Below are 21,427 nucleotides of genomic sequence, written 5' to 3'. Positions count from 1 at the left end.
TTATATAAACTGTGTAAAATTTTAACTGTAAATATATAAAAATAAGTTGAAAATATTAGAAGTAAGTAAATTAAAAATAAATTGTAGATAATTACCAAACATAAAGTCCATATTGTTCTTCGTATTTGAGATTGCTTTTAAATCAATTATAGAAGATGATATGGACTTTAACTTGTGTACAATGCTGGAAATTGAATAACTTTTTAATTTTCACATTTTAGGGTATAATTTTAATATAAAACTTAATGTTTTGGAGGGCGATATGTTTGATATACAAGACCACTTAAAAAAATTACCTTCTGAGCCTGGTGTATATTTAATGAAGGATAAATACGACCATATAATATATGTGGGAAAAGCCATATCTCTAAAAAATAGAGTAAGGCAGTATTTTCAATCTTCAAAAAACCATACATCTAAAGTAAAATCTATGGTTAAGAATATATATAAATTTGAATACATTATAACAGATTCAGAGTTGGAAGCATTAATACTTGAATGTAATTTAATAAAAAGATATAGACCAAAGTATAATGTGTTACTTAGAGATGATAAGACTTACCCATATATTAAGGTGACTACAAATGAAGATTATCCAAGGATTTTAAAGGTTAGAAGGGTTCTTAAAGATAAAGCAAAGTATTTTGGACCATATACTAATATAACTGCGGTAAATGATACTTTAGACCTTATAAACAGTACCTATCCAATAAGAAGTTGTAAAATTGACATAGAAAAAGCGATAAAAAATAAAACAAGACCTTGTTTAAACTTACACATAAATAAGTGCTTAGGACCTTGTACAGGAAATGTATCCAAAGAAGAATATGGAAAGATGATAGAAGAAATTATAATGTGTCTATCGGGGAAAGAAGAAAAGTTGATGGAGCTCTTAAAAGAAAAGATGAATGAGAGTTCTATGAATTTTAGATTTGAAGAAGCAGCTATATATAGAGATAAAATAAAGAGTCTTGAAGAAATGATACAAAAACAAAAAATAGATGCTACTGTAACCGATTTAAATCAGGATGTAGTTGCGATGGCAAGAGCTCATAATGAAGCTTGTGTACAAGTATTTTTTATTAGAAATGGTAAGATTGTTGGGAGAGAACACTTTATACTAGAAGGGGTAATGGATAGCCCAAGAGCTTCTATATTGAGTTCATTTGTAAAACAATTTTACAATGAGCAAGAATATATACCTAAAGAACTAATTATAGAAGATGAGATAGAAGACAGTTGTATATTAGAAGAATGGCTATCGTCTAAAAAAGGGCAAAAAGTAACAATAAGAGTACCACAAAAAGGAGAGAAAAAAAGCCTAGTTGAAATGGTGAGAAAAAATGCAGTAGAGTACCTTGAAAAATTTTCTGATATGAACAAAAGGAAATATGAAAAAAGTATTGGAGCATTAGAAGAATTAAAACGATTGTTAAACTTAGAAAAATTGCCAATAAGAATAGAGTCTTTTGATATATCAAATATACAAGGAGTAGATTCAATTGGCTCTATGGTAGTCTATACAAATGCTAAAAAAGATAAAAAAGAGTATAGAAGATATAAAATAAAAACAGTCATTGGACCTAATGATTATGATTCCATGGCTGAAATTGTAGATAGAAGATTGAAACATGGAAATTTACCTGACCTTATATTGTTGGATGGAGGAAAGGGACAGGTTAGCGCTGTAAAAAAAGTATTAGAACTTAATGATGTAGACATACCACTTTGGGGAATGTACAAAGACGATAAGCATAGGACTAAAGGGTTAATATGTAAAGAAAAAGAAATCGAGTTGGATAAGACAACTAGTTTATATAGATTTATTGCTAGTATACAAGAAGAAGTTCATAATTATGCAATAACATATCATAGAAGTCTAAGAAATAAAGCTTTGACAAAATCTATCTTAGATGATATACAAGGGATAGGTGAAAAAAGAAAAAAAGCACTGATGAGTCATTTTAAAGATGTAGAAGCCATAAAAGAAGCTACTTTTGAAGAACTTTTAGAAGTAGAAGGAATGAATAAAAGCATTGCAGAGAATGTTTATAATTTTTTTAGGAAGGAAGAAAATTGATGGAAACTAGCAATAAAGTATCAATAAGAGAAATAATAAAAGATTTAAAACTTAAAGTAGTATACATGCCTGATGATGTAGATTATTATGTATACTCTCAAGATATAAATAGACCAGGTTTACAATTTGCAGGATATTTTGATTACTTTGCATATGAGAGAATACAAATAGTTGGAAAAACAGAATATAATTTCTTTGGATTGATGGATAATGAAATTCGAGAAGAGGTACTAAATAGATTTTTCTCATATGAAATACCAGCTTTAATAATTTCTAGAGATTTAGAAATAAAACCAGATGTGATTGAAAAGGCTAAAAAGTATAAGAGAATACTTTTAAGTACAAACAGAAACACAACTAGACTTATAAATAGATTATCAAACTACTTAGATAATAAGTTAGCACCACATACAACGATTCATGGAGTTTTAGTTGATATTTATGGTATAGGTGTTTTGATAAAGGGAGAGAGTAGTATAGGAAAGTCAGAAACAGCATTAGAACTAATTCAGAGAGGTAATAGATTAGTTGCAGATGATGCTGTAGAAATAAGAAAATTAGATGAAAGTATGTTGATGGGTCAGTCTCCTGAATTAATAAGACATTTCCTAGAGATAAGAGGAATAGGTATAATAGACGTCAGAAGTCTATATGGTGTAGGAGCTATCAAAAATTCTAAAATGATAGATTTAGTAGTACATTTAGAAGCTTGGGATGAAAATAAGTATTATGATAGGCTTGGATTAGATAAAGAATATGAAGAAATACTTGGTGTTAATGTAGAGAAGTTAGTTGTTCCTGTAAAGCCTGGAAGAAATACTGCTATGATACTAGAAGTAGCAGCAATGAACTTTAGACAAAGAGGAATGGGGTATGATGCAGCTCAAGAATTTACTAAGAAACTATCAAAACTTATTGATACTAAGTAATAGAGAGTGCATATAAAATAAAATTGTATAGAATAGTTATAAAATATATATTATATAATTGGAGTTTAAATTAGCTTTTAAGGTTATTAGTTTAAATTTAATACTATATTTAAATTTATTATATGATAAGGAAGTTGGAGTCTTTATGGGAATGAACTATTTTAGTAAGCTTTTAGAAAGTACTACTGAAAAAGAACTGCTCTTAAATAAAAAATCAAATAATATAAGTACAGCTAGATTAATATCTTTTTTAATATTGATAGCGGGATTTGCTATTGGATTTTACAATAAAAATATAGTAGGTATTTTTGTTGGAATTGTAGCATTGATTCTATTTATTTCACTTTTAGTTATTCATAATAAAATAAAAGAGGAAGAATCGTATTTTAAGAGTAAGTGTGAAGTGCTGGATAAGTATGTTAAGAGATTTGGTGATGAGTGGAAAGAATTCAAAATAGATGGAAAAGAATATATACAAGAAGAAAATTCACAAGCAAAAGATTTAGACTTATTTGGAAGAGCATCACTATATCAGTATATTTGTATAGCTAATACATCCTATGGAAAGAAGTCTTTAGCTAAGTCCTTATGGAATGAAAATCCAAACGATAATATAATCCTAGAAAGACAAACAGCAGTAAAAGAGCTATTATCAAAACAGGATTTTTCTATCCATATTCAGACCTTGAGTAATATAATTGGTAAGGAACAAAAAACCAACTCTGATGGAAGTATAGAGTCATTTATAGAGTATGGAGAAGATAAAAAAGTATATATACCTAAGTGGATGCATGTTTTTACTTGGGGTTTGCCTACTGCAACAATACTATCTTTTATATTTTTTATATTAGGGTTTTTGCCTATGCTACCTGTTTTTTTACTTTTTGTACTTCAGCTAGGATTTGGTGGGTTTGGGAATACAAAGCTTATGCAGACTTTATCCCCATTATTCTCATTTAGTAGAAGTATACAAGTATATGAAAAGATGTTTGAAGTTTTAGAGAAAGAGACATTTGAAAGCCCATATTTAAAAGAATTACAAGCAAAACTTTCTAAAGGTAATGGTGTTTCAAAAGGTATTAAACAGCTGAACTCAATAGGTAATGCAGTAAACTTAAGATATAATCAAATAGTTTATATACTTGCTTGTGGTGTTCTTATGTGGAATTATCACTGTGCAGAATCTCTAGAAAGATGGAAAAGTGTATATGGAAATCAAATTAGAGGATGGCTTGAATCTATTGGAGAGTTTGAAGCTTTGATAAGTTTAACTATTATTGGTCAAGTAAAAGAAAATACATGTTTTCCAATAATAAAAAGCGAAAGTATTCCAAAGTTAGAAGTTGAAGAAGTATACCATCCATTAATAGCAGAGAAAAGTGTTGTAGCAAATTCAATAAAATTAAATTCTCAAACCTGTATCATTACAGGTTCAAATATGTCAGGGAAGACGACATTTTTAAGAAGTATTGGTGTAAATTTAGTATTGGCGTATGCAGGTGCTCCAGTATGTGCTAAAAATTTTGATGCCACATGTATGTATATATTTACATCTATGAGAATACAAGATGATGTAAGCCAAGGTATATCAACTTTTTATGCTGAAATTCTCAGAATAAAATCAATGATTCAATATAGTATAAAAGAATTACCGATGTTAGTTTTAGTTGATGAGATTTTTAAAGGAACTAACTCTGCTGATAGAATTATTGGAGCAAGTGAGGCAGTAAAGAAACTATCAAAGCCATGGATTATAAGTATGGTTACAACACATGATTTTGAGTTATGTGACCTTTCAAGTGGTGGAGATGTAGAGATTGTAAACTACCATTTTTCAGAGTACTATGTTGATGATAAAATCTATTTTGACTATGCCATAAAAGATGGAAGATGTAAGACTACAAATGCAAAACAGCTTATGAAAATGGCAGGGATACTTTAAGAAAGATAAGCGTAGAAATGTAGCTTATTATGATTAAAATATAAAGGATTGTATAAAGTACTTAAAAGCACTTTATACAATCCTTTTATTTGAGAATATTTTAGTTTTCAATTTGTTAAAATTTATTTAGCTTCTTCACAAGCACATTCTTTTGGACATTCTTCATAAATACAACTCTTATCAAAGTAATGAGTATGAAGGTATTTATGAGCTACATCGCTATTTGGATCTCCAAAGAAGTCTTTATAAATAGCTTGTAAGTCAGGATTTTCATGAGACTTACGAATAGCCTTATTTCTATCTATCTCATACAATGCATTAGCACGTCTATCAATTATATCAGTATTACCATGATGGTAAGGTTGACCAGCTCCTCCAACACATCCACCAGGGCATGCCATAACTTCTATGATATGGTATTTACATTCTCCACTTCTAACTTTATCCATCATTTTTCTAGCATTTTTAAGTGTATTTACAATACATACATTGACTGTAGTTCCATCAACATCTATACTTGCTTCTCTGATTCCCTTAAGCCCTCTAACATTAGTAAAGTTTACATTATCTAAAGTTTTGTTAGTTATCTTTTCATATGAAGTACGTAGAGCAGCTTCTAAAACTCCACCACTTGCTCCAAATATAGACGCAGCACCAGTAGATTTTCCTAATGGATTATCAAAATCCTGGTCTTGAAGATTAGGTAAATCAATAGCAGCTTCTTTTATCATCTTAGCTAGCTCTCTAGTAGTTATAGAAAGGTCAACATCTAATATTCCAGATTCACTTAATTCTTCTCTTGAAGCTTCATACTTCTTAGCTACACAAGGCATTACAGATACAACATAAAGGTCATCTGGATTAATTCCTAGTATTTTAGGTGCATAGTAATTCTTAGCTATAGAACCAAACATACCTTGAGGAGATTTACAGCTAGATGCTAGATTTAATTGGTCTGGATAATTGTGTTCTAAGAAGTTTACCCATGCAGGGCAACAGCTTGTTAATATAGGTAGATTTTCACCTTTTTGAATTCTTTCTATAAATTCAGTAGCTTCTTCCATTATAGTGAAGTCTGCACCAAAGTTTGTATCGAATACATGCTCAAACCCAAGTGCTTTTAAAGCAGCAACCATTTTTCCTGTAGATATTGAACCTGGTTCTAATCCAAACTCTTCACCAATAGCAACTCTTACAGCAGGGGCAACTTGCACTACTATAGTTTTTTCTTTTTTATTTAAAACATCCCATAGTTTAGGTACATTATCTACTTCTGTTAACGCTCCAGTTGGACAGACAGAAATACATTGGCCACAGAATGTACACTCTGTTTCAACCATATCAGCATTAAAAAATGTACTAACTAAAGTATTAAATCCACGATTAACTCCAGATAATGCTCCAACTGTTTGGATATCATTACATACAGTTTCACATCTTCTGCATAATATACATTTAGAATGGTCTTTAACTAAAGATTTAGTAGAGGTATCTTTACCTGCAAAAGACTTAGAACCTTGATATCTTATCTTTCTTACTCCTAAATCAGCAGCTATAGTTTGTAATTCACAGTCTCCATTTTTTTCACATATAAAGCAATCTTGTGGATGGTCTGATAATAGTAACTCAACAATAGTTCTACGAGCATTTAATGCTTTAGCACTATTAGTTTGAACTCTCATACCTTCCTTTATAACTGTTCCACAAGCTGGAACTAAACCTCTCTCTGTCTCAACCATACAAACACGACAAGAAGCACAAGTATCAAGCTTATCTATCTCATTCATATGTAAATGACAAAGGTTATGTATTTTTATATTTATTAGTTTTGCAGCATCTAAGATAGAAGTTCCACTAGGTGCTGAAACATGTTTGCCATTGATAGTTAAATTAACTAAACTCATTGTTATTCCTCCTCCAAATAAGTTATTTCTTGATTATAGCATTAAATGTACAATTATCTATACAAGCACCACATTTTAGACACTTAGAAGTATCTATTGTATGTTGTTCTTTAACAGAACCTGTTATACAACCAGCAGGACACACTCTAGAACATTTTGTACAACCCTTACAAGCATCTGTTATGAAGTAAGAAAGTAAGTTTTGACATTTGCCAGCAGGACATTTCTTATCTACAACATGTGCTATATACTCATCTTTGAAATATTGAAGAGTACTTAAAACAGGGTTTGGAGCAGCTTTACCAAGACCACATAATGAAGCAGTTTGTATAGTTTCAGCAAGGTTTTCTAGGTCGTCTAAATCTTGTAGAGTACCATTACCTTCTGTAATTTTAGTTAATATTTCTAATAATCTCGTAGTACCTATACGACAAGGTGTACATTTACCACAAGATTCTTCAACAGTAAACTCAAGGAAGAATTTGGCTATATCTACCATACAGTCAGATTCATCAAGAACAAGCATACCACCAGAACCCATCATTGAGCCTATAGAGCTTAATGAACCAAAATCTATAGGTATATCTAAATGTTCAGTTGGTATACATCCACCAGACGGTCCACCTGTTTGAACTGCCTTGAAGTTTTTGCCTTCAGGAATTCCTCCACCAATTTCAAATACAATATCTCTTAAAGTAGTACCCATTGCAACTTCAACAAGACCTACATTTTCTACTTTTCCACCAAGAGCAAAAACTTTAGTACCACTAGAATCATCAGTACCTAAGTTAGCAAACCAATCTCCACCCTTAAGTATGATTGCTGGAATATTAGCAAAAGTTTCAACATTGTTTAAGCAAGTAGGAGATTTCCATAATCCACTTTTAGAAGAACTATAAGTCTTCATTCTAGGTTCACCACGTCTACCTTCAATTGAATGCATTAAAGCTGTACCTTCACCACAAACGAAAGCTCCTGCACCGTATTTTAATTCTAATTTGAAGTTAAATCCAGTACCTAAAATATTTTCACCAAGTAAGCCATGTGCTTCAGCTTGAGCTATAGCTACTTTTAGTCTTTCTATAGATTTTGGATATTCAGCTCTTATATATATGTACCCTGTATCAGAACCTATAGCATATCCACATATTGCCATAGCTTCTAGTACACTATGAGGGTCTCCTTCAAGTACAGATCTATCCATGAATGCACCAGGGTCTCCTTCATCAGCATTACAGACAACGAATTTTTTATCAGTTGGGCCAGCAGGATTCTTTGAAGCAGCTTCCCATTTAGAACCTGTAGGGAATCCAGCTCCTCCTCTACCACGAAGACCAGAAGTCTTTACTTCTGCAATAACTTCTTGAGGAGTAAGAGTCGTTAAACATTTACCTAGAGCTAAATAACCATCATTAGCAATATAATCCTCTAAACTATCTGGGTCTATAAGCCCACAATTCTTTAGAGCTATACGTAATTGTTTTTTGTAGAAAGACATTTCTTCTTGTGCTTCTACTTTTTTATTTAAAGATTCTTCTTCATATAATAATTCCTCAACAACTGTATTTCTAATTAAGTGATTTTGAACTATCTTTTCAGCATCAGATGGTTCAACTTTCACATAGAAAACGTTATCAGGATAAACTTTTACGATAGGACCTTGAGCACAGAAACCAAAACAACCTGTTAAACGAACATCAACCTTGTCTTGTATTCCTGATTTTTTTATTTCATTTTCTAACTCACTAACTATTTCCATACTGTTTGAAGATGTACATCCAGTATCACAACAAACAAGTAATTCTCTTCTTAATACATTTTCCTTAGAATAATTTTTTCTTAGGCTAAGACTAGGTTTTAGCTCATCAGCTAAAACTTTTAATTCATCAAATGAATTTACTTTACGCATTATTTATTCACCCCTCTTAACAATTCAATTCTAATTCTCTATAAGTATCCAATATTTCGCTTACTTGATCTGGTTTTACTTTACCATAAACTTTACCATTTACAGTAACAACTGGAGCTAAACCACATGCCCCCAAACATCTTAAACCTTCTAAAGAAAATTTAAAATCACTAGTAGTTTCTCCAACTTTTATACCAAGCTGTTTTTCAAAAGCACTTAATATCTTATCAGCACCTTTTACAAAACATACAGTACCTAGACAGACACTTATTTTATACTTACCTACAGGTTCTGTAGTGAAATAAGAATAGAATGTAACAACCCCATATACCTTTGCAGGAGCTACTCCAAGTCTTTTAGCAACATGAAGTTGTACTTCTTTTGGAAGATATCCAAATATACCTTGAGCTTCATGTAGAACTTGTATCAAAGCACCTTCCTTTGTTGCAAGAGAGTCAATAAATATATCTAATTCGTCAAATAACTGCTTGTTGTGTGAAATAAAATCGCACATAACAAATCCCCCTTTTCTTTTTAAAGTTATTATTTTTCATAAAATAATTAACCATGAGTTGACACCAATATTATGTTGGTGAACAAAACCAAAACAATAAAGAAAGAATAATATACAACAATTTCTTTATTCATAAAAACAATGCAAAAAAGTTACCTATTAAAAAAAAACTATACTAGTCTATTATAATATAAAATAATTCAGAATAGTTAAAAAAAATAAAAAAAATGGACTGAATCCAATAAAAAAAAAATAATATATATAAAAAACTTTAAAAAATAAACCAAAAGGTAAAATTTTTATAAAATAAAAGATTTATAAAACTGATGATAATAGTCTAGAAATTGATTCCTTGATTTTTATATAAGTAGACCTAGAATTATATACATCTAATGTTATTTCTTTTGAATCTAAAATATCATTTTCAAATATAACTCTTTGCTCTAGTGCTTTTTTTGAAGAGTACATAAATGCATTTACTTCAAAATTAAGCTCAAAGCTTCTTATATCCATATTAGCTGTTCCTATAGAACATATAGAGTCATCTATAACTATTGTCTTAGCATGTAAAAATGCATTTTCACCATAAGTGTAGATTTTAGCTCCAAATTTTAAAAGTTCTCCAGCATATGAATATGATGCCCAGTATACAAAAGGATGGTCAGGTTTAGAAGGAATCATAATTCTTACATCAACACCAGATAAACAAGCTATTTTTAAAGTATCTATAAATGTTGAGTCAAGTATTAAATAAGGACTCTGTATGTATATATACTTTCTAGCTTTCTGAATCATTTTAAGGTAACCATATTTAATTTCATCAAGTTCTAATATATCTGGACCACTTGATACTATCTGAATCCCAATATTTTCAGAAGGACAATCAGAAGGTGTTTCACTTTCTACGAAGTACTTTTCTAAATCTAAATCTTCTTTAGTTGTATATCTCCAATCAAGGATAAACCTCATATTTAGGTCAATTACACAATCACCAGTGAGTTTAGTATGTGTATCTCTCCATAGACCAAATTTTGGATTTCTACCTAGATATTCGTCTCCAACATTGTATCCACCTACAAATCCTACTTTTCCATCAATGACAACTATTTTTCGGTGGTTTCTGTAGTTTAAGTTAAAGTTTACAATTTTTAAGAATGATGGAAAGAAACTTCCAACTTTAACACCACTTTCTTTTAATCTAGAAAGTGTACTATTTTTTAGTGTTCTACCACCAACGGCGTCAAATAAAAGTCTTACTTCTACACCTTCTTTGGCTTTATCTACTAGAATGTCAATTATTTCAGTTCCGATTTTGTCATCTTTGAAAATGTAAAACTGTATGTTTATATATTTCTTTGCTTTCTTAAGTTCTTCAAGAAGAGTGTTAAAAAATTGACTAGACTCAGCGTAAATCCACACATCGTTATTATTGGTATAATGAGCATTATTTGAATTAGCTAATGCATAAATCATATCCTTATGTTGATGTATCTCTGAATTAATTTCAGATGTAGATTGTAATTTAACTTGAGTATCTAGTATATTGCTTTTGATTATCTTATCATCCTTTTCTTTTAATCTAAACATATTGTTTTTTGAAATATTTCTGCCAAAAGCTATATAAAGTATAAATCCAAGAGCTGGTATTAATACTAATATAAGAAGCCATGTTAGAGTTGTATTTATATTTCTCTTTTCTCTAAAAATGAGATTTAGTATAACCATGAAATTAATTATATATATTGTAGTAACTGCTATTTCATATATTGACATTTCGAAAAATGATATATCAAACATAAAATTTCCTCCTTTAAATATTTATTAAAATAAGTAATTATATATAATAACACAAACATATATCTATTATATATAATACCTCAACAATAAAAAAGTAAAATAAATATTCGAAAGGTAAATTTTTCAAATTCAATATAAATTATTTCGAAATTAACAAAGTTGGTATATAATAAATAATATAATTATATGAGACAAGTATATATAAACATATAGTATATTTTTTATATTAATAAAATTTATTATATATCATATTGTTATTATATAATTATTGCCATAAAAAGACAAGGAAAAGTATAATTTTTAAGGGGGAAGGATTTATGAGTAAAGGATTCTTGACACCTGGGGAAACTGCACAAGCAACTATAAGTGCAGGCATTAAAAAAGCGAATATTTCAACACAAAATGCAATTTTATTAGGTTTACTTGGAGGAGCATTTATAGGTTTTGGGGCATTGGGAAGTATAATAATTAGTCAGACTTTTGGTAAGATAGACCCAGGAATAGCTAGTTTTTTAAGTGCTATGGTCTTTCCAGTAGGTCTTATGCTTGTAGTGGTAGCAGGGGCAGAATTATTCACTGGAAATACCTTAATGTTTATTCCACTTATGGATAAAAAAATAACATTAGGGAAAATGCTAAGAAACTGGGGGTTAGTTTATTTTGCAAATCTAGTAGGTTCACTACTTTTAGTGGCACTTTTATATTATTCTTCTACATTAACAGGGGATGCAGCTACAAAAGCCATAGCTGTAGCAGAAGCTAAAGTTAATTCAACGATAGTTTCAATGTTTTTAAAAGCAATACTTTGTAACATTTTAGTAGTTTTAGCTGTATGGATGGCTACAGCATCTCAAGACATAGTATCTAAGTTAGCTTCATGTTGGACAGTAATAATGTTATTTGTGTTATGTGGATTCCAACATAGTGTTGCAAATATGTTTTTTATACCAATGGGAATGGCATTAGGAGCAGATATTACTATGGTTCAATTAATAACTAATTTGGTATTTGTAACGCTTGGAAATGTAGTTGGAGGTTCTATAATAGTTGGGGGAATTTATTATCTTTGCTATGTGAAAAATAGTTAGATAAATAATACGAATTAAATAGCCTTTTAAAGCATTGATATCAGCGATATTGATGCTTTTTTTAAATTATTTATGTTCTTTTATATGTTGTTATTTTTTTTTTTTTACTTTATTATATATTTATTGAATATAGTTTGGAATTAAAAAACTTAAAAATATGAAATCTGTATGATAAGCAAAATCATATATTATTGAATATAGTTAATACTATATATTAATATAATTTAGATAATAATGACAACTGAAGTTTAGTATAATTTGGGAGGAAATACAATGAATAATCAAGATATATATGAAAATTTATTAAATATATTAAGCAAAGATGATATAAAAATAGATGAACCTATGAAAAAACATATCTCATTTAGAGTTGGAGGGCCAGCCGATATATTGGTTAGACCTAGAACTGAAGAGCAGTTAAAAAATGTACTTCAATTAGTGAAAAAAGAGTCTATTCCATATTTAATAATTGGAAATGGTTCAAATATTCTAATTAAAGATGGTGGAATAAGAGGCATAGTAATAGAACTTGCAGACAACTTTAATTCTTATGAGATAAAGGGCACTAAAATAATTGCTCAGTCAGGAGCTTTATTATCTGTTTTAGGTAAAGCTCTTCAAAAACAAGAATTAAAAGGATTTGAGTTTGCCTCAGGTATACCTGGAACATTGGGTGGAGCATTAGCCATGAATGCAGGAGCATATGGTGGTGAAATGAAAGATATAGTAAAATCGGTAAGATTAATAGATATGGAAGGAAATATCTTTGAACTGTCAAATGAACAGATGGAATTTGGGTATAGAAAAAGTATAATAACGAAAAATGGGTATATAGCTTTATCAGCAGAAATAGATTTACAAAAAGGAAATTATGATGAAATAAAAAGTTTAATGGATGATTTAACAACAAGAAGAACAACTAAGCAACCATTAAATTTTGCTAGTGCAGGAAGTACATTTAAAAGACCAACAGGATATTTTGCAGGGAAGTTAATAGAAGAAACTGGACTAAGAGGACTTACTTTAAGAGGTGCTCAAGTATCTGAGAAGCATTGTGGATTTGTGATTAATTTAGGAGAAGCAAGTGCTAAAGATATTTTAGATTTAATATATGTTATAAAAAGTGCTGTATATGCCAAGTTTGGGGTTATGTTGGAAGAAGAAGTCAAAATACTTGGAGAGGATTAACAAATGAAAATATTGGCTGATTATCATACACATACATTATATAGTCATGGTAAGGGAACTATTGAAGATAATGTAAAGGTGGCCATTGCTAAAGGGATAAAGACAATCGGAATATCAGACCATAGTTATAAACATATTGCATATGGTGTAAAGAGGAAAGATATTCATAAAATGAGAGAAGAAATAAATTCTTTGAATGATAAATATAGTGATATAAATATACTTTTGGGTATGGAGTGTAACATATTAGATGATAAAGGTAATATAGACATGGATGAAAAATTTATAAAAGAACTTGACTATATCATGGCTGGATACCATTTTGGTTCTACTCCTACATCATTTGGAAGTTTATTAAATCATTGTAATAACTATATTTTTAAAACTGAAAAAGCAAAAGAGTATAATACAAAAGCCGTAATAAATGCTATGAATAATAATGATATTTTTGTAATTACACATCCTGGTGATAAAGGTGATGTATATATAGAAGAAATAGCAAAGGTAGCAAAAAAGACAGATACAAGGCTTGAAATAAATAGTAGTCATTCTTTTTTAAATGTAAAACAAATAAACGAAATAAAAGAAATAGGAAATAAATTTATAATAGGGTCAGATGCACATTGCCCAGAAAGAGTGGGTGATTTTAAACGAGCTATAAAAGCTGTATATGATTCAAATATGGATATATCATTAGTAGAAAATATTATAGTGTAATAATCGAAAGATAAAAGTGTAATAAACAGAAGATAAAAAGGAGGAGTTAGCAATGAAATTTGTTATAGTTACAGGTCTTTCAGGGTCTGGAAAAAGTGAAACAATGAGAGCTTTAGAGGATATGGGATTTTATTGTGTAGATAATCTACCTCCTGCTTTAATAACTAAATTTGCAGAATTATGTTATCAACCAAATTCAAGTATTGATAAAGTTGCTCTAGGTATAGATATAAGAGGAAGAAAGTTTTTTGAAGCTCTTCATGAAAGTTTAAACTACTTAGAAAAAGAAAATTATGAATATGAAATGGTGTATTTAGATTGTAATGATGATGTATTGTTAAAGAGATATAAAATGACAAGAAGAAATCACCCATTGGCGAAAGACATGCAAATTCCAGAAGGTATAAAAATGGAAAGAAAAATAATGGAGCCTTTAAAGGGATTTTCTACATGCATAATTGACACAACTAATATGAAACCAAAAGACCTTAAAGAAGAAATAAAGAAAATATATTCTTCTGGTGAAGATAATCCTAATTTAACTATATCTGTAGTATCTTTTGGATTTAAACATGGTATACTTGCTGATGCAGATTTAGTATTCGATGTAAGATTTCTTCCTAATCCATATTATGTTGAAGAATTGAGATCTAAAACTGGTGACGATAAAGAAGTTAGAGATTATGTTATGAATTCTAAAATTAGTGAGGAATTTTATGTAAAACTTTTGGATATGATTCATTTCTTAGTACCTCAATATATAGAAGAAGGAAAACAACATCTAGTAATTGGTGTTGGATGTACAGGTGGAAGACATAGGTCAGTTACTATAACAAATCTTATAGCGGAGGATTTATCTAATAAAGGATATAGAGTTGTAAAAAAACACAGAGACTCTATGTTACGATAATGGAGGCAAACATGGCTAAATTACTTATTATTGTAGGAATTTTAGGTTGGATTGCATTAATTGTATCGTTATTTATATATAAGAAAGCAAAGAATGAAAAAGTAAGGTTATTTCAGAGGTCTGTTATTGAAAATAGAGACCCTAATGTAGTAGTAATAGGTGGAGGAACTGGTCAATCAGTGTTTCTGAGGGGGCTTAAACACTCTACGCAGAATATAACTGCGATTGTTACTGTTGCTGATGATGGTGGAGGTTCAGGAGTATTAAGAGAAGACTTAGGAATGCTTCCACCAGGAGATATAAGAAATTGCCTGTTAGCACTTGCAAATATAGAACCAACTATGAATGAAGTTATGCAATATAGGTTTACAGAGGGACTTTTAAAAGGTCAAAGTTTTGGGAATCTATTTTTAGCTGCTATGAATGGATTATATGGAAACTTTGAAAAAGCTGTGTATAAATTAAGTGAGATTTTTGCTATAACAGGTAGGGTTTTGCCAGTAACACTAGAAGATGTAAACTTAGTTGCCAAATTAAAAAATGGTGAAATAGTAAATGGCGAATCTAGTATACCTGAAGAATCAAAAAATCAAAAAAGTTCTATTGATGAGATTTTTTTAAATCCTAAAGATGTTAAACCATTAGGAGATGTTATTGCATCTATTTATGATGCTGATATTATAATTATGGGTCCTGGAAGTTTATATACTAGTATAATACCAAACTTACTTGTAGATGGTGTTGTAGACGCCATTAAAGCCTCTCTAGCGCCAAAAGTGTATATATCAAATATAATGACTCAACCAGGGGAAACAGAAGGATATAATGTATTAGAACATATTAATGCGATAATAAAGCATACTGACAATAATTTGATAGATTATGTGATAGCAAATAACGAAATATTGCCAGAAGGAATGCTTGATTTATATAAACAAGATGGAGCAGAACAGGTTTTACTAGATAAAAAACAAAAAGATAAGTTAAAAGAGATGGGTATAAAAACCGTAGAAAAAAATTTGATTGAAATAAAAAATAATTATATAAGACATGATGCAAAATATATATCTAACATAGTTATTGAGTTAGCCCTAAATCATAATTACAACAAAAGTTAGTAAAAAAGGATTTTAAAAAAAAGTGTAGAAATCCTTATCATTATGTTAGTTTTAAGGAGTGAACATCGATGAGAGAAGAGGTTAGTGCTGGTGGTGTAGTCCTGTTTGGCAATACGATTCTTTTACTAAGGAAGTTCAATGGAGATTGGGTGCTACCCAAAGGAAAAGTAGAAGAAGGGGAAAATAACCAAGAGGCAGCATTACGTGAAGTAAGCGAAGAAACTGGAGTAAAAGCAGATATATTGAAATATTTAGGTGAAATACACTATACATTCAAAGAAAACTGGGATGAAAATAGAGCAGTTCATAAAACAGTTTTTTGGTACTTAATGCAAGCAAAAAATATGGATACTATTCCACAAAAAGAGGAAGGCTTTATTGATGCTAAATTTATCCATCTAGATAGAGTGGTAGACCTAGCTAGGTATGATGATGAAAAGGAAATAATAAAGGTTGCCTTACAGGAAATAAAAAAAAGGTTAAAGAAAAATTAGTTAATGGGTGATATATATGTCTTTTTCAACTGAAACCAAAAATGAACTAGCGAGAATTGTATCTGAGAATGAATGTTGTAATATAGCTGAACTGTCAGCTCTAGTTAAATCAGGGGGAAGTATACAAATTGTTGGATATAAAAAACTAAATTTAAAAATAACAACAGAATTAAACTCAATAGCCCGTAAAGTCTTTAAGTTATTAAAAAAGAATTTCAGCATAAATACTACAATTTCTGTAAATAAAAATCAAATGTTAAAGAGAAATAATAGTTATGTATTAATGGTAACAAGTGAAATGGGTTCAGAAATGTTATTAAAAAAATTAGGTGTATTGGAAGAAAAAGAGGGATTTTTTACTATAAATAGAGTTCCAGAAAGTTTGGTTAAACATGAGGGATGTAAAAGAGCTTTTATAAGAGGAGCTTTTCTTGGTGGAGGTTCTATAAGTGACCCAGAAAAAAACTATCATATGGAATTTGTAACTAACAATGAGGATTTTGCAGATTCATTAAAAGAACTTATAAATTCTTTAGGCTTTAATAGTAAAATTGTGGCTAGAAAAAATAATTATGTTGTTTATCTTAAAGAGAGTGAACAAATATCCGATTTATTAAGTATTATAGGAGGACACCACGCTCTTTTAAGTCTCCAAAATACTAAAATAGTAAAAGAAATGAGAAATAATGTAAACAGAATAGTAAATTGCGAGACAGCTAACCTTTCTAAAACAGTAAATGCAGCCGTAAGACAAGTAGAAAATATTAGACTAATACAAGAAACTATAGGGATTAGTAGCTTACCAGAAAATTTACAAGAAATAGCCAAGATTAGAATTGAGTATGAAGATATGACTCTCAAGGAGCTTGGAGAGATGTTAGACCCGCCAATAGGAAAATCTGGTGTCAATCATAGACTTAGAAAAATAGAAGAAATCGCGACAGACTTGAAAAAAAAATCATTATAATAAATTTGAGGGGACAATCTCAAAATAAGAATTAATTTCAACATATAGGGTTATAGGTGGAAGTTAATTCCTATTTTGAGATAAAAGTCTCTGTTTTTGTTTTAAGACATGTATTTGTGGTAAAATTAAATTTATAAAACAGGAGGTGATTTAATGGAAAAAGATTTTGCTCATCTTCATGTACATACCGAGTATAGTTTACTTGATGGATTTTCGAGGGTGAAAAAACTTATAAAAAGAGCTAAAGAATTAAATATGAGTTCAATTGCTATTACTGACCATGGCTGTATGTTTGGTGTTATAGATTTTTATAAAACAGCTATAAAAGAAGGAATAAAACCAATTATAGGGTGTGAAGTTTATACAGCTGCACGTGGATTAAGAGATAAAGACCCTAATTATGATAAATATCAAGGACATTTAGTTTTGTTAGCTAAGAATATGGAAGGCTATAAAAATTTGATAAAAATAGTCTCAACTTCATATGTAGAAGGCTTCTACTATAAGCCTAGAGTCGATATGGAAGAACTTAGAAAGCATTGTGAAGGGATTGTAGCACTTTCTGCATGTCTTGCAGGAGATGTTGCACGTGCTTTGATGAATAGAAATTATGAAAAAGCAAAAAAGTTTGCCATTGATTACAAAGATATATTTGGTGAAGAAAATTTCTTTTTAGAAATTCAAGACCATAATTTACCAGAACAGAGAGAAGTGAATTCTGGATTAGTGAAATTATCAAAAGAGACTGGTATTCCACTAGTTGCTACTAATGATGTTCACTATGTAAATAAAGAAGATTCAAAAATACATGATGTTCTTATGTGTATTCAAATGGGTAAAACAGTAAATGACCCAAATAGAATGAGATTTGGAAGTGATGAGTTTTATCTGAAATCAAGAGAAGAAATGGAAGAGTTATTCCCATATGCACTAGAGGCTATTGATAATACTGTAAAAATAGCTGATATGTGTAATGTAGAGTTTGATTTTAACACTATACATCTTCCTAAATATGATGTTCCAGATGGATATATGCCAGAAACTTATTTAAGAGAATTGTGTTTTAATGGATTAAAAGAAAGATATGATAATCCTGATAGTGAGATACTAGATAGATTAAACTATGAATTAGATGTAATTGAAAAAATGGGTTATGTGGAATACTTTTTAATAGTTTGGGACTTTATAAATTTCTCTAAAGAAAATAATATTATAGTAGGACCAGGTAGAGGTAGTGCGGCAGGTTCAATAGTAGCATATACACTTAAGATAACTGATATAGACCCAATAAAATATTCTCTCCTATTTGAACGTTTTCTAAATCCAGAACGTATATCTATGCCAGATATAGATATAGATTTTTGCTATGAAAGAAGAGAAGAAGTTATAGACTATGTAAAGCGAAAATATGGTGATGACCATGTTGCACAAATAATAACTTTTGGAACAATGGGTGCAAAAGCCGCAATAAGAGATGTTGGAAGAGTATTAGATATAGGCTACAATAAGGTTGATAAGATAGCTAAAGAAATACCATTTGCTTTAGGAATGACTATAGATAAGGCATTAGATACAAATCCAAACCTTAAGGATTTATATGACCAAGACCCTGAAACAAAAGAGATAATCAATATATCAAAGCAAATAGAGGGAATGTTAAGACATGCTTCCACTCATGCAGCAGGAGTTGTTATATCCAAAAATCCTGTAGATGAGTATGTACCTCTGTACAAGCATCAAGATGCAATCACAACTCAATTTACTATGACAACACTTGAAGAACTTGGTCTTTTAAAGATGGACTTTCTTGGATTAAGAACACTTACAGTTATAAGAGATGCACTTGATTTAATAGAAAAGAATAGAACAATAAAAAATTACACTGAAAATATAGATTTTTCAAAGATGGACTATGATGATCCAAAGGTATATGAAATGCTTTCATCTGGAAATACTTTAGGAGTGTTTCAGTTGGAAAGTGCTGGTATGAGGAGTTTTATGAAACAACTGAAACCAGATAATTTTGAAGATATTGTAGCGGGAATATCCCTATTTAGACCAGGTCCAATGGACTCTATACCTGCGTATATAAAAAATAAAAGTAATCCAAAAGATGTAACATACTTACATGAGAAATTAAAACCAATAATGGAAGTTACATATGGATGTTTGGTATATCAAGAACAAGTTATGCAAGTTGTTAGAGATTTAGGTGGATATAGTTATGGTCGTAGTGACTTGGTTAGAAGAGCCATGAGTAAGAAAAAAATGGATGTAATGGAAGAAGAAAGACAATATTTTATTCATGGGAAATTTGATGAAGATGGCAACATAGAAATTGCAGGGTGTGTTAGAAATGGTGTAGAAGAGGAAATAGCCAATAAAATATTTGATGACATGATAGATTTTGCTCGTTATGCATTTAATAAATCACATGCAGCTGCATATGGAGTTTTAGCATATGAGACAGCTTATTTAAAAACATATTATCCTGTTGAGTTTATGGCAGCTTTAATAACTAGTGTTATGGGAAATACTGATAAGGTAGTTGAATATATAAGAGAATGTAAAGCATTAGATATAGATGTGTTGCCACCAGACATAAATAAAAGTTTTTCAAAATTCTCGGTTGAAGGTGACAACATAAGATTTGGTCTGGCTGCTGTAAAAAATGTTGGTGTAAATATAATAAATAATATAATTGATGAGAGAGAGTCTAAGGGATTATTTATAGACTTAGTTGATTTAGTTAAGAGATTAGACCAAAAAGATACAAATAAAAGAGTAATAGAAAGCTTAATAAAATGTGGAGCTTTTGATAATATAAGTGAAAATAGAGCTAGTCTGATGGCTGGTTATGAAACTTTATTAGAAAGTGTTTCTATGGACAGAAAGAAAAATGTTCAAGGTCAAATTTCATTATTTGATGCTTTTGGAGATAGTGAAGAAGATAGTGACTTTCAACAAATATATAATTTACCTAAAAGACCAGAATATGAAGAAAGAGAGAAACTTAATCTTGAAAAAGAAGTTCTGGGAATGTATGTAAGTGGGCATCCTTTATCGCAATTTGAAAAAGAATTACAAGAAAAAACATCTATAGATAATGGAAAGTTAAATTCATTAAAAGAGGATGAAGAGTCATATATACAAATGAATGAAACTGATGCAATAATGGGTGGAATGATTGTAAATAAAACGATAAAAACCACAAAAAGAAATGAAATTATGGCATTTATTGAGTTAGAAGATTTATATGGTGCTATAGAAATAATAGTTTTTCCTCAGTTATTACAAAAATATAATGTTATTTTAAACGAAGATAATATAATTTATGTAAAAGGAACATTAAGTATAAAAGAAGGCGAAAATGCAAAACTTATAGCTAGAGAAATAAAAGATATAAAAGACAATACTGACTTTGAAGCTAAAAAATATAATTCAGTAAGAACTAAAAATGTACAAAATGTGAAGTTAGAAAGTGGAAAAAAACTGTATTTAAAAATAGATAGTATGTCTGACACAGATACAACTTACAATATTATAGAAATAGCAAAGCAATATCCAGGCAATGACAGTATATACTTATATCCTATGGATGAAAATATAAATGGTAAGCGCAAAGCATATAAAATGACAGGAGTATCCACCTTTATATGTGATGAATTTATAAACAATTTAGAAAGATTACTTCCTAAGGATAACATAAAGATAAAAGCTTAATTTTTTGGATAAAAATCTAAATATATTATAATAATATGAAAAATATTGTCCGTTTTGTGATATAATATCACAAAATGGACATTTAAGGACATTTAATTTTTTTAGTCTTGATGGGATTGAAAAATGATATAGGGACGAAAAAAGTCC

15 protein-coding genes are annotated in these 21,427 nt (G+C 29.8%); 11 read left to right on the top strand and 4 right to left on the bottom strand.

Going from position 1 to position 21,427, the window contains the following annotated elements; genetic code table 11:
- Positions 1-262 precede the first annotated feature (262 nt).
- The 3 genes from uvrC to IC214_RS13860 all read left to right on the top strand — a co-directional run bounded on the left by uvrC (position 263) and on the right by IC214_RS13860 (position 4,951).
- Positions 263-2,080 (top strand): excinuclease ABC subunit UvrC, encoded by a 1,818-nt coding sequence (uvrC, locus tag IC214_RS13870; protein ID WP_227435569.1) that lies wholly within the window; start codon positions 263-265, stop codon positions 2,078-2,080.
- Entirely contained in the window at positions 2,080-3,009 is a 930-nt protein-coding gene (gene hprK, locus IC214_RS13865; RefSeq protein ID WP_227435572.1) for an HPr(Ser) kinase/phosphatase, read from the top strand. Before uvrC ends, hprK begins: the two co-directional genes overlap by 1 nt.
- 151 nt (positions 3,010-3,160) lie before the next feature.
- Positions 3,161-4,951: a MutS-related protein gene (locus IC214_RS13860; protein ID WP_227435574.1), complete on the top strand. Its 1,791-nt coding sequence runs from the start codon at positions 3,161-3,163 to the stop codon at positions 4,949-4,951.
- 122 nt (positions 4,952-5,073) lie between these two features.
- On the opposite strand, the gene IC214_RS13855 is transcribed toward IC214_RS13860, so the two are convergent.
- The 4 genes from IC214_RS13855 to cls form a co-directional block, all read right to left on the bottom strand.
- Positions 5,074-6,855: an NADH-dependent [FeFe] hydrogenase, group A6 gene (locus tag IC214_RS13855; protein ID WP_227435576.1), complete on the bottom strand. Its 1,782-nt coding sequence runs from the start codon at positions 6,853-6,855 to the stop codon at positions 5,074-5,076.
- Between the two features lie 22 nt (positions 6,856-6,877).
- On the bottom strand, positions 6,878-8,764 hold the full coding sequence (locus tag IC214_RS13850) for an NADH-quinone oxidoreductase subunit NuoF (protein ID WP_227435578.1): 1,887 nt from the start codon (positions 8,762-8,764) through the stop codon (positions 6,878-6,880).
- 16 nt (positions 8,765-8,780) lie between these two features.
- The gene (locus IC214_RS13845) at positions 8,781-9,278 is read right to left on the bottom strand and encodes a complex I 24 kDa subunit family protein (RefSeq protein WP_227435580.1); all 498 of its coding nucleotides are present in this window, start codon (positions 9,276-9,278) and stop codon (positions 8,781-8,783) included.
- A gap of 315 nt (positions 9,279-9,593) precedes the next feature.
- Positions 9,594-11,075, bottom strand: coding sequence for a cardiolipin synthase (cls, locus tag IC214_RS13840; RefSeq protein WP_227435582.1), 1,482 nt, complete (start codon positions 11,073-11,075; stop codon positions 9,594-9,596).
- 317 nt (positions 11,076-11,392) lie between these two features.
- Between cls and IC214_RS13835 the strand changes: the two genes are divergently transcribed.
- From IC214_RS13835 to IC214_RS13800, 8 genes are all read left to right on the top strand, one after another.
- A complete protein-coding gene (locus IC214_RS13835; RefSeq protein ID WP_227481806.1) occupies positions 11,393-12,163 on the top strand; it encodes a formate/nitrite transporter family protein in 771 nt (256 codons plus the stop codon).
- A gap of 273 nt (positions 12,164-12,436) precedes the next feature.
- The gene (murB, locus tag IC214_RS13830) at positions 12,437-13,351 is read left to right on the top strand and encodes a UDP-N-acetylmuramate dehydrogenase (RefSeq protein ID WP_227435587.1); all 915 of its coding nucleotides are present in this window, start codon (positions 12,437-12,439) and stop codon (positions 13,349-13,351) included.
- A gap of 3 nt (positions 13,352-13,354) precedes the next feature.
- Positions 13,355-14,068, top strand: a complete 714-nt coding sequence (locus tag IC214_RS13825) for a PHP domain-containing protein (protein WP_227435589.1) — start codon at positions 13,355-13,357, stop codon at positions 14,066-14,068.
- A 52-nt stretch (positions 14,069-14,120) separates the two neighbouring features.
- Complete coding sequence (gene rapZ / locus IC214_RS13820; protein ID WP_227435598.1) at positions 14,121-14,978, top strand: RNase adapter RapZ; 858 nt, start codon at positions 14,121-14,123, stop codon at positions 14,976-14,978.
- Positions 14,979-14,989: 11 nt separating this feature from the next.
- Positions 14,990-16,096, top strand: coding sequence for a gluconeogenesis factor YvcK family protein (locus IC214_RS13815; RefSeq protein WP_227435600.1), 1,107 nt, complete (start codon positions 14,990-14,992; stop codon positions 16,094-16,096).
- 68 nt (positions 16,097-16,164) lie between these two features.
- Positions 16,165-16,590, top strand: coding sequence for an NUDIX hydrolase (locus IC214_RS13810; protein ID WP_003416968.1), 426 nt, complete (start codon positions 16,165-16,167; stop codon positions 16,588-16,590).
- 16 nt (positions 16,591-16,606) lie between these two features.
- On the top strand, positions 16,607-17,557 hold the full coding sequence (whiA, locus tag IC214_RS13805; RefSeq protein ID WP_227435601.1) for a DNA-binding protein WhiA: 951 nt from the start codon (positions 16,607-16,609) through the stop codon (positions 17,555-17,557).
- Between the two features lie 153 nt (positions 17,558-17,710).
- Entirely contained in the window at positions 17,711-21,280 is a 3,570-nt protein-coding gene (locus IC214_RS13800; protein WP_227866746.1) for a DNA polymerase III subunit alpha, read from the top strand.
- The last annotated feature ends 147 nt before the right edge of the window (positions 21,281-21,427 follow it).

Source organism: Clostridioides sp. ES-S-0190-01 (assembly GCF_020658275.1).
Taxonomy (GTDB): domain Bacteria; phylum Bacillota; class Clostridia; order Peptostreptococcales; family Peptostreptococcaceae; genus Clostridioides.
Note: the sequence above shows the minus strand (reverse complement) of the source record. Positions and strands in the feature narration are given on the sequence as shown.

What these genes read in the sequence shown, in the direction of transcription:
- uvrC (WP_227435569.1), top strand. Translation starts at nt 263, where the DNA reads ATGTTTGATATACAAGACCACTTAAAAAAATTACCTTCTGAGCCTGGT.
- hprK (WP_227435572.1), top strand. Translation starts at nt 2,080, where the DNA reads ATGGAAACTAGCAATAAAGTATCAATAAGAGAAATAATAAAAGATTTA.
- IC214_RS13860 (WP_227435574.1), top strand. Translation starts at nt 3,161, where the DNA reads ATGAACTATTTTAGTAAGCTTTTAGAAAGTACTACTGAAAAAGAACTG.
- IC214_RS13855 (WP_227435576.1), bottom strand. Translation starts at nt 6,855, where the DNA reads ATGAGTTTAGTTAATTTAACTATCAATGGCAAACATGTTTCAGCACCT.
- IC214_RS13850 (WP_227435578.1), bottom strand. Translation starts at nt 8,764, where the DNA reads ATGCGTAAAGTAAATTCATTTGATGAATTAAAAGTTTTAGCTGATGAG.
- IC214_RS13845 (WP_227435580.1), bottom strand. Translation starts at nt 9,278, where the DNA reads ATGTGCGATTTTATTTCACACAACAAGCAGTTATTTGACGAATTAGAT.
- cls (WP_227435582.1), bottom strand. Translation starts at nt 11,075, where the DNA reads ATGTTTGATATATCATTTTTCGAAATGTCAATATATGAAATAGCAGTT.
- IC214_RS13835 (WP_227481806.1), top strand. Translation starts at nt 11,393, where the DNA reads ATGAGTAAAGGATTCTTGACACCTGGGGAAACTGCACAAGCAACTATA.
- murB (WP_227435587.1), top strand. Translation starts at nt 12,437, where the DNA reads ATGAATAATCAAGATATATATGAAAATTTATTAAATATATTAAGCAAA.
- IC214_RS13825 (WP_227435589.1), top strand. Translation starts at nt 13,355, where the DNA reads ATGAAAATATTGGCTGATTATCATACACATACATTATATAGTCATGGT.
- rapZ (WP_227435598.1), top strand. Translation starts at nt 14,121, where the DNA reads ATGAAATTTGTTATAGTTACAGGTCTTTCAGGGTCTGGAAAAAGTGAA.
- IC214_RS13815 (WP_227435600.1), top strand. Translation starts at nt 14,990, where the DNA reads ATGGCTAAATTACTTATTATTGTAGGAATTTTAGGTTGGATTGCATTA.
- IC214_RS13810 (WP_003416968.1), top strand. Translation starts at nt 16,165, where the DNA reads ATGAGAGAAGAGGTTAGTGCTGGTGGTGTAGTCCTGTTTGGCAATACG.
- whiA (WP_227435601.1), top strand. Translation starts at nt 16,607, where the DNA reads ATGTCTTTTTCAACTGAAACCAAAAATGAACTAGCGAGAATTGTATCT.
- IC214_RS13800 (WP_227866746.1), top strand. Translation starts at nt 17,711, where the DNA reads ATGGAAAAAGATTTTGCTCATCTTCATGTACATACCGAGTATAGTTTA.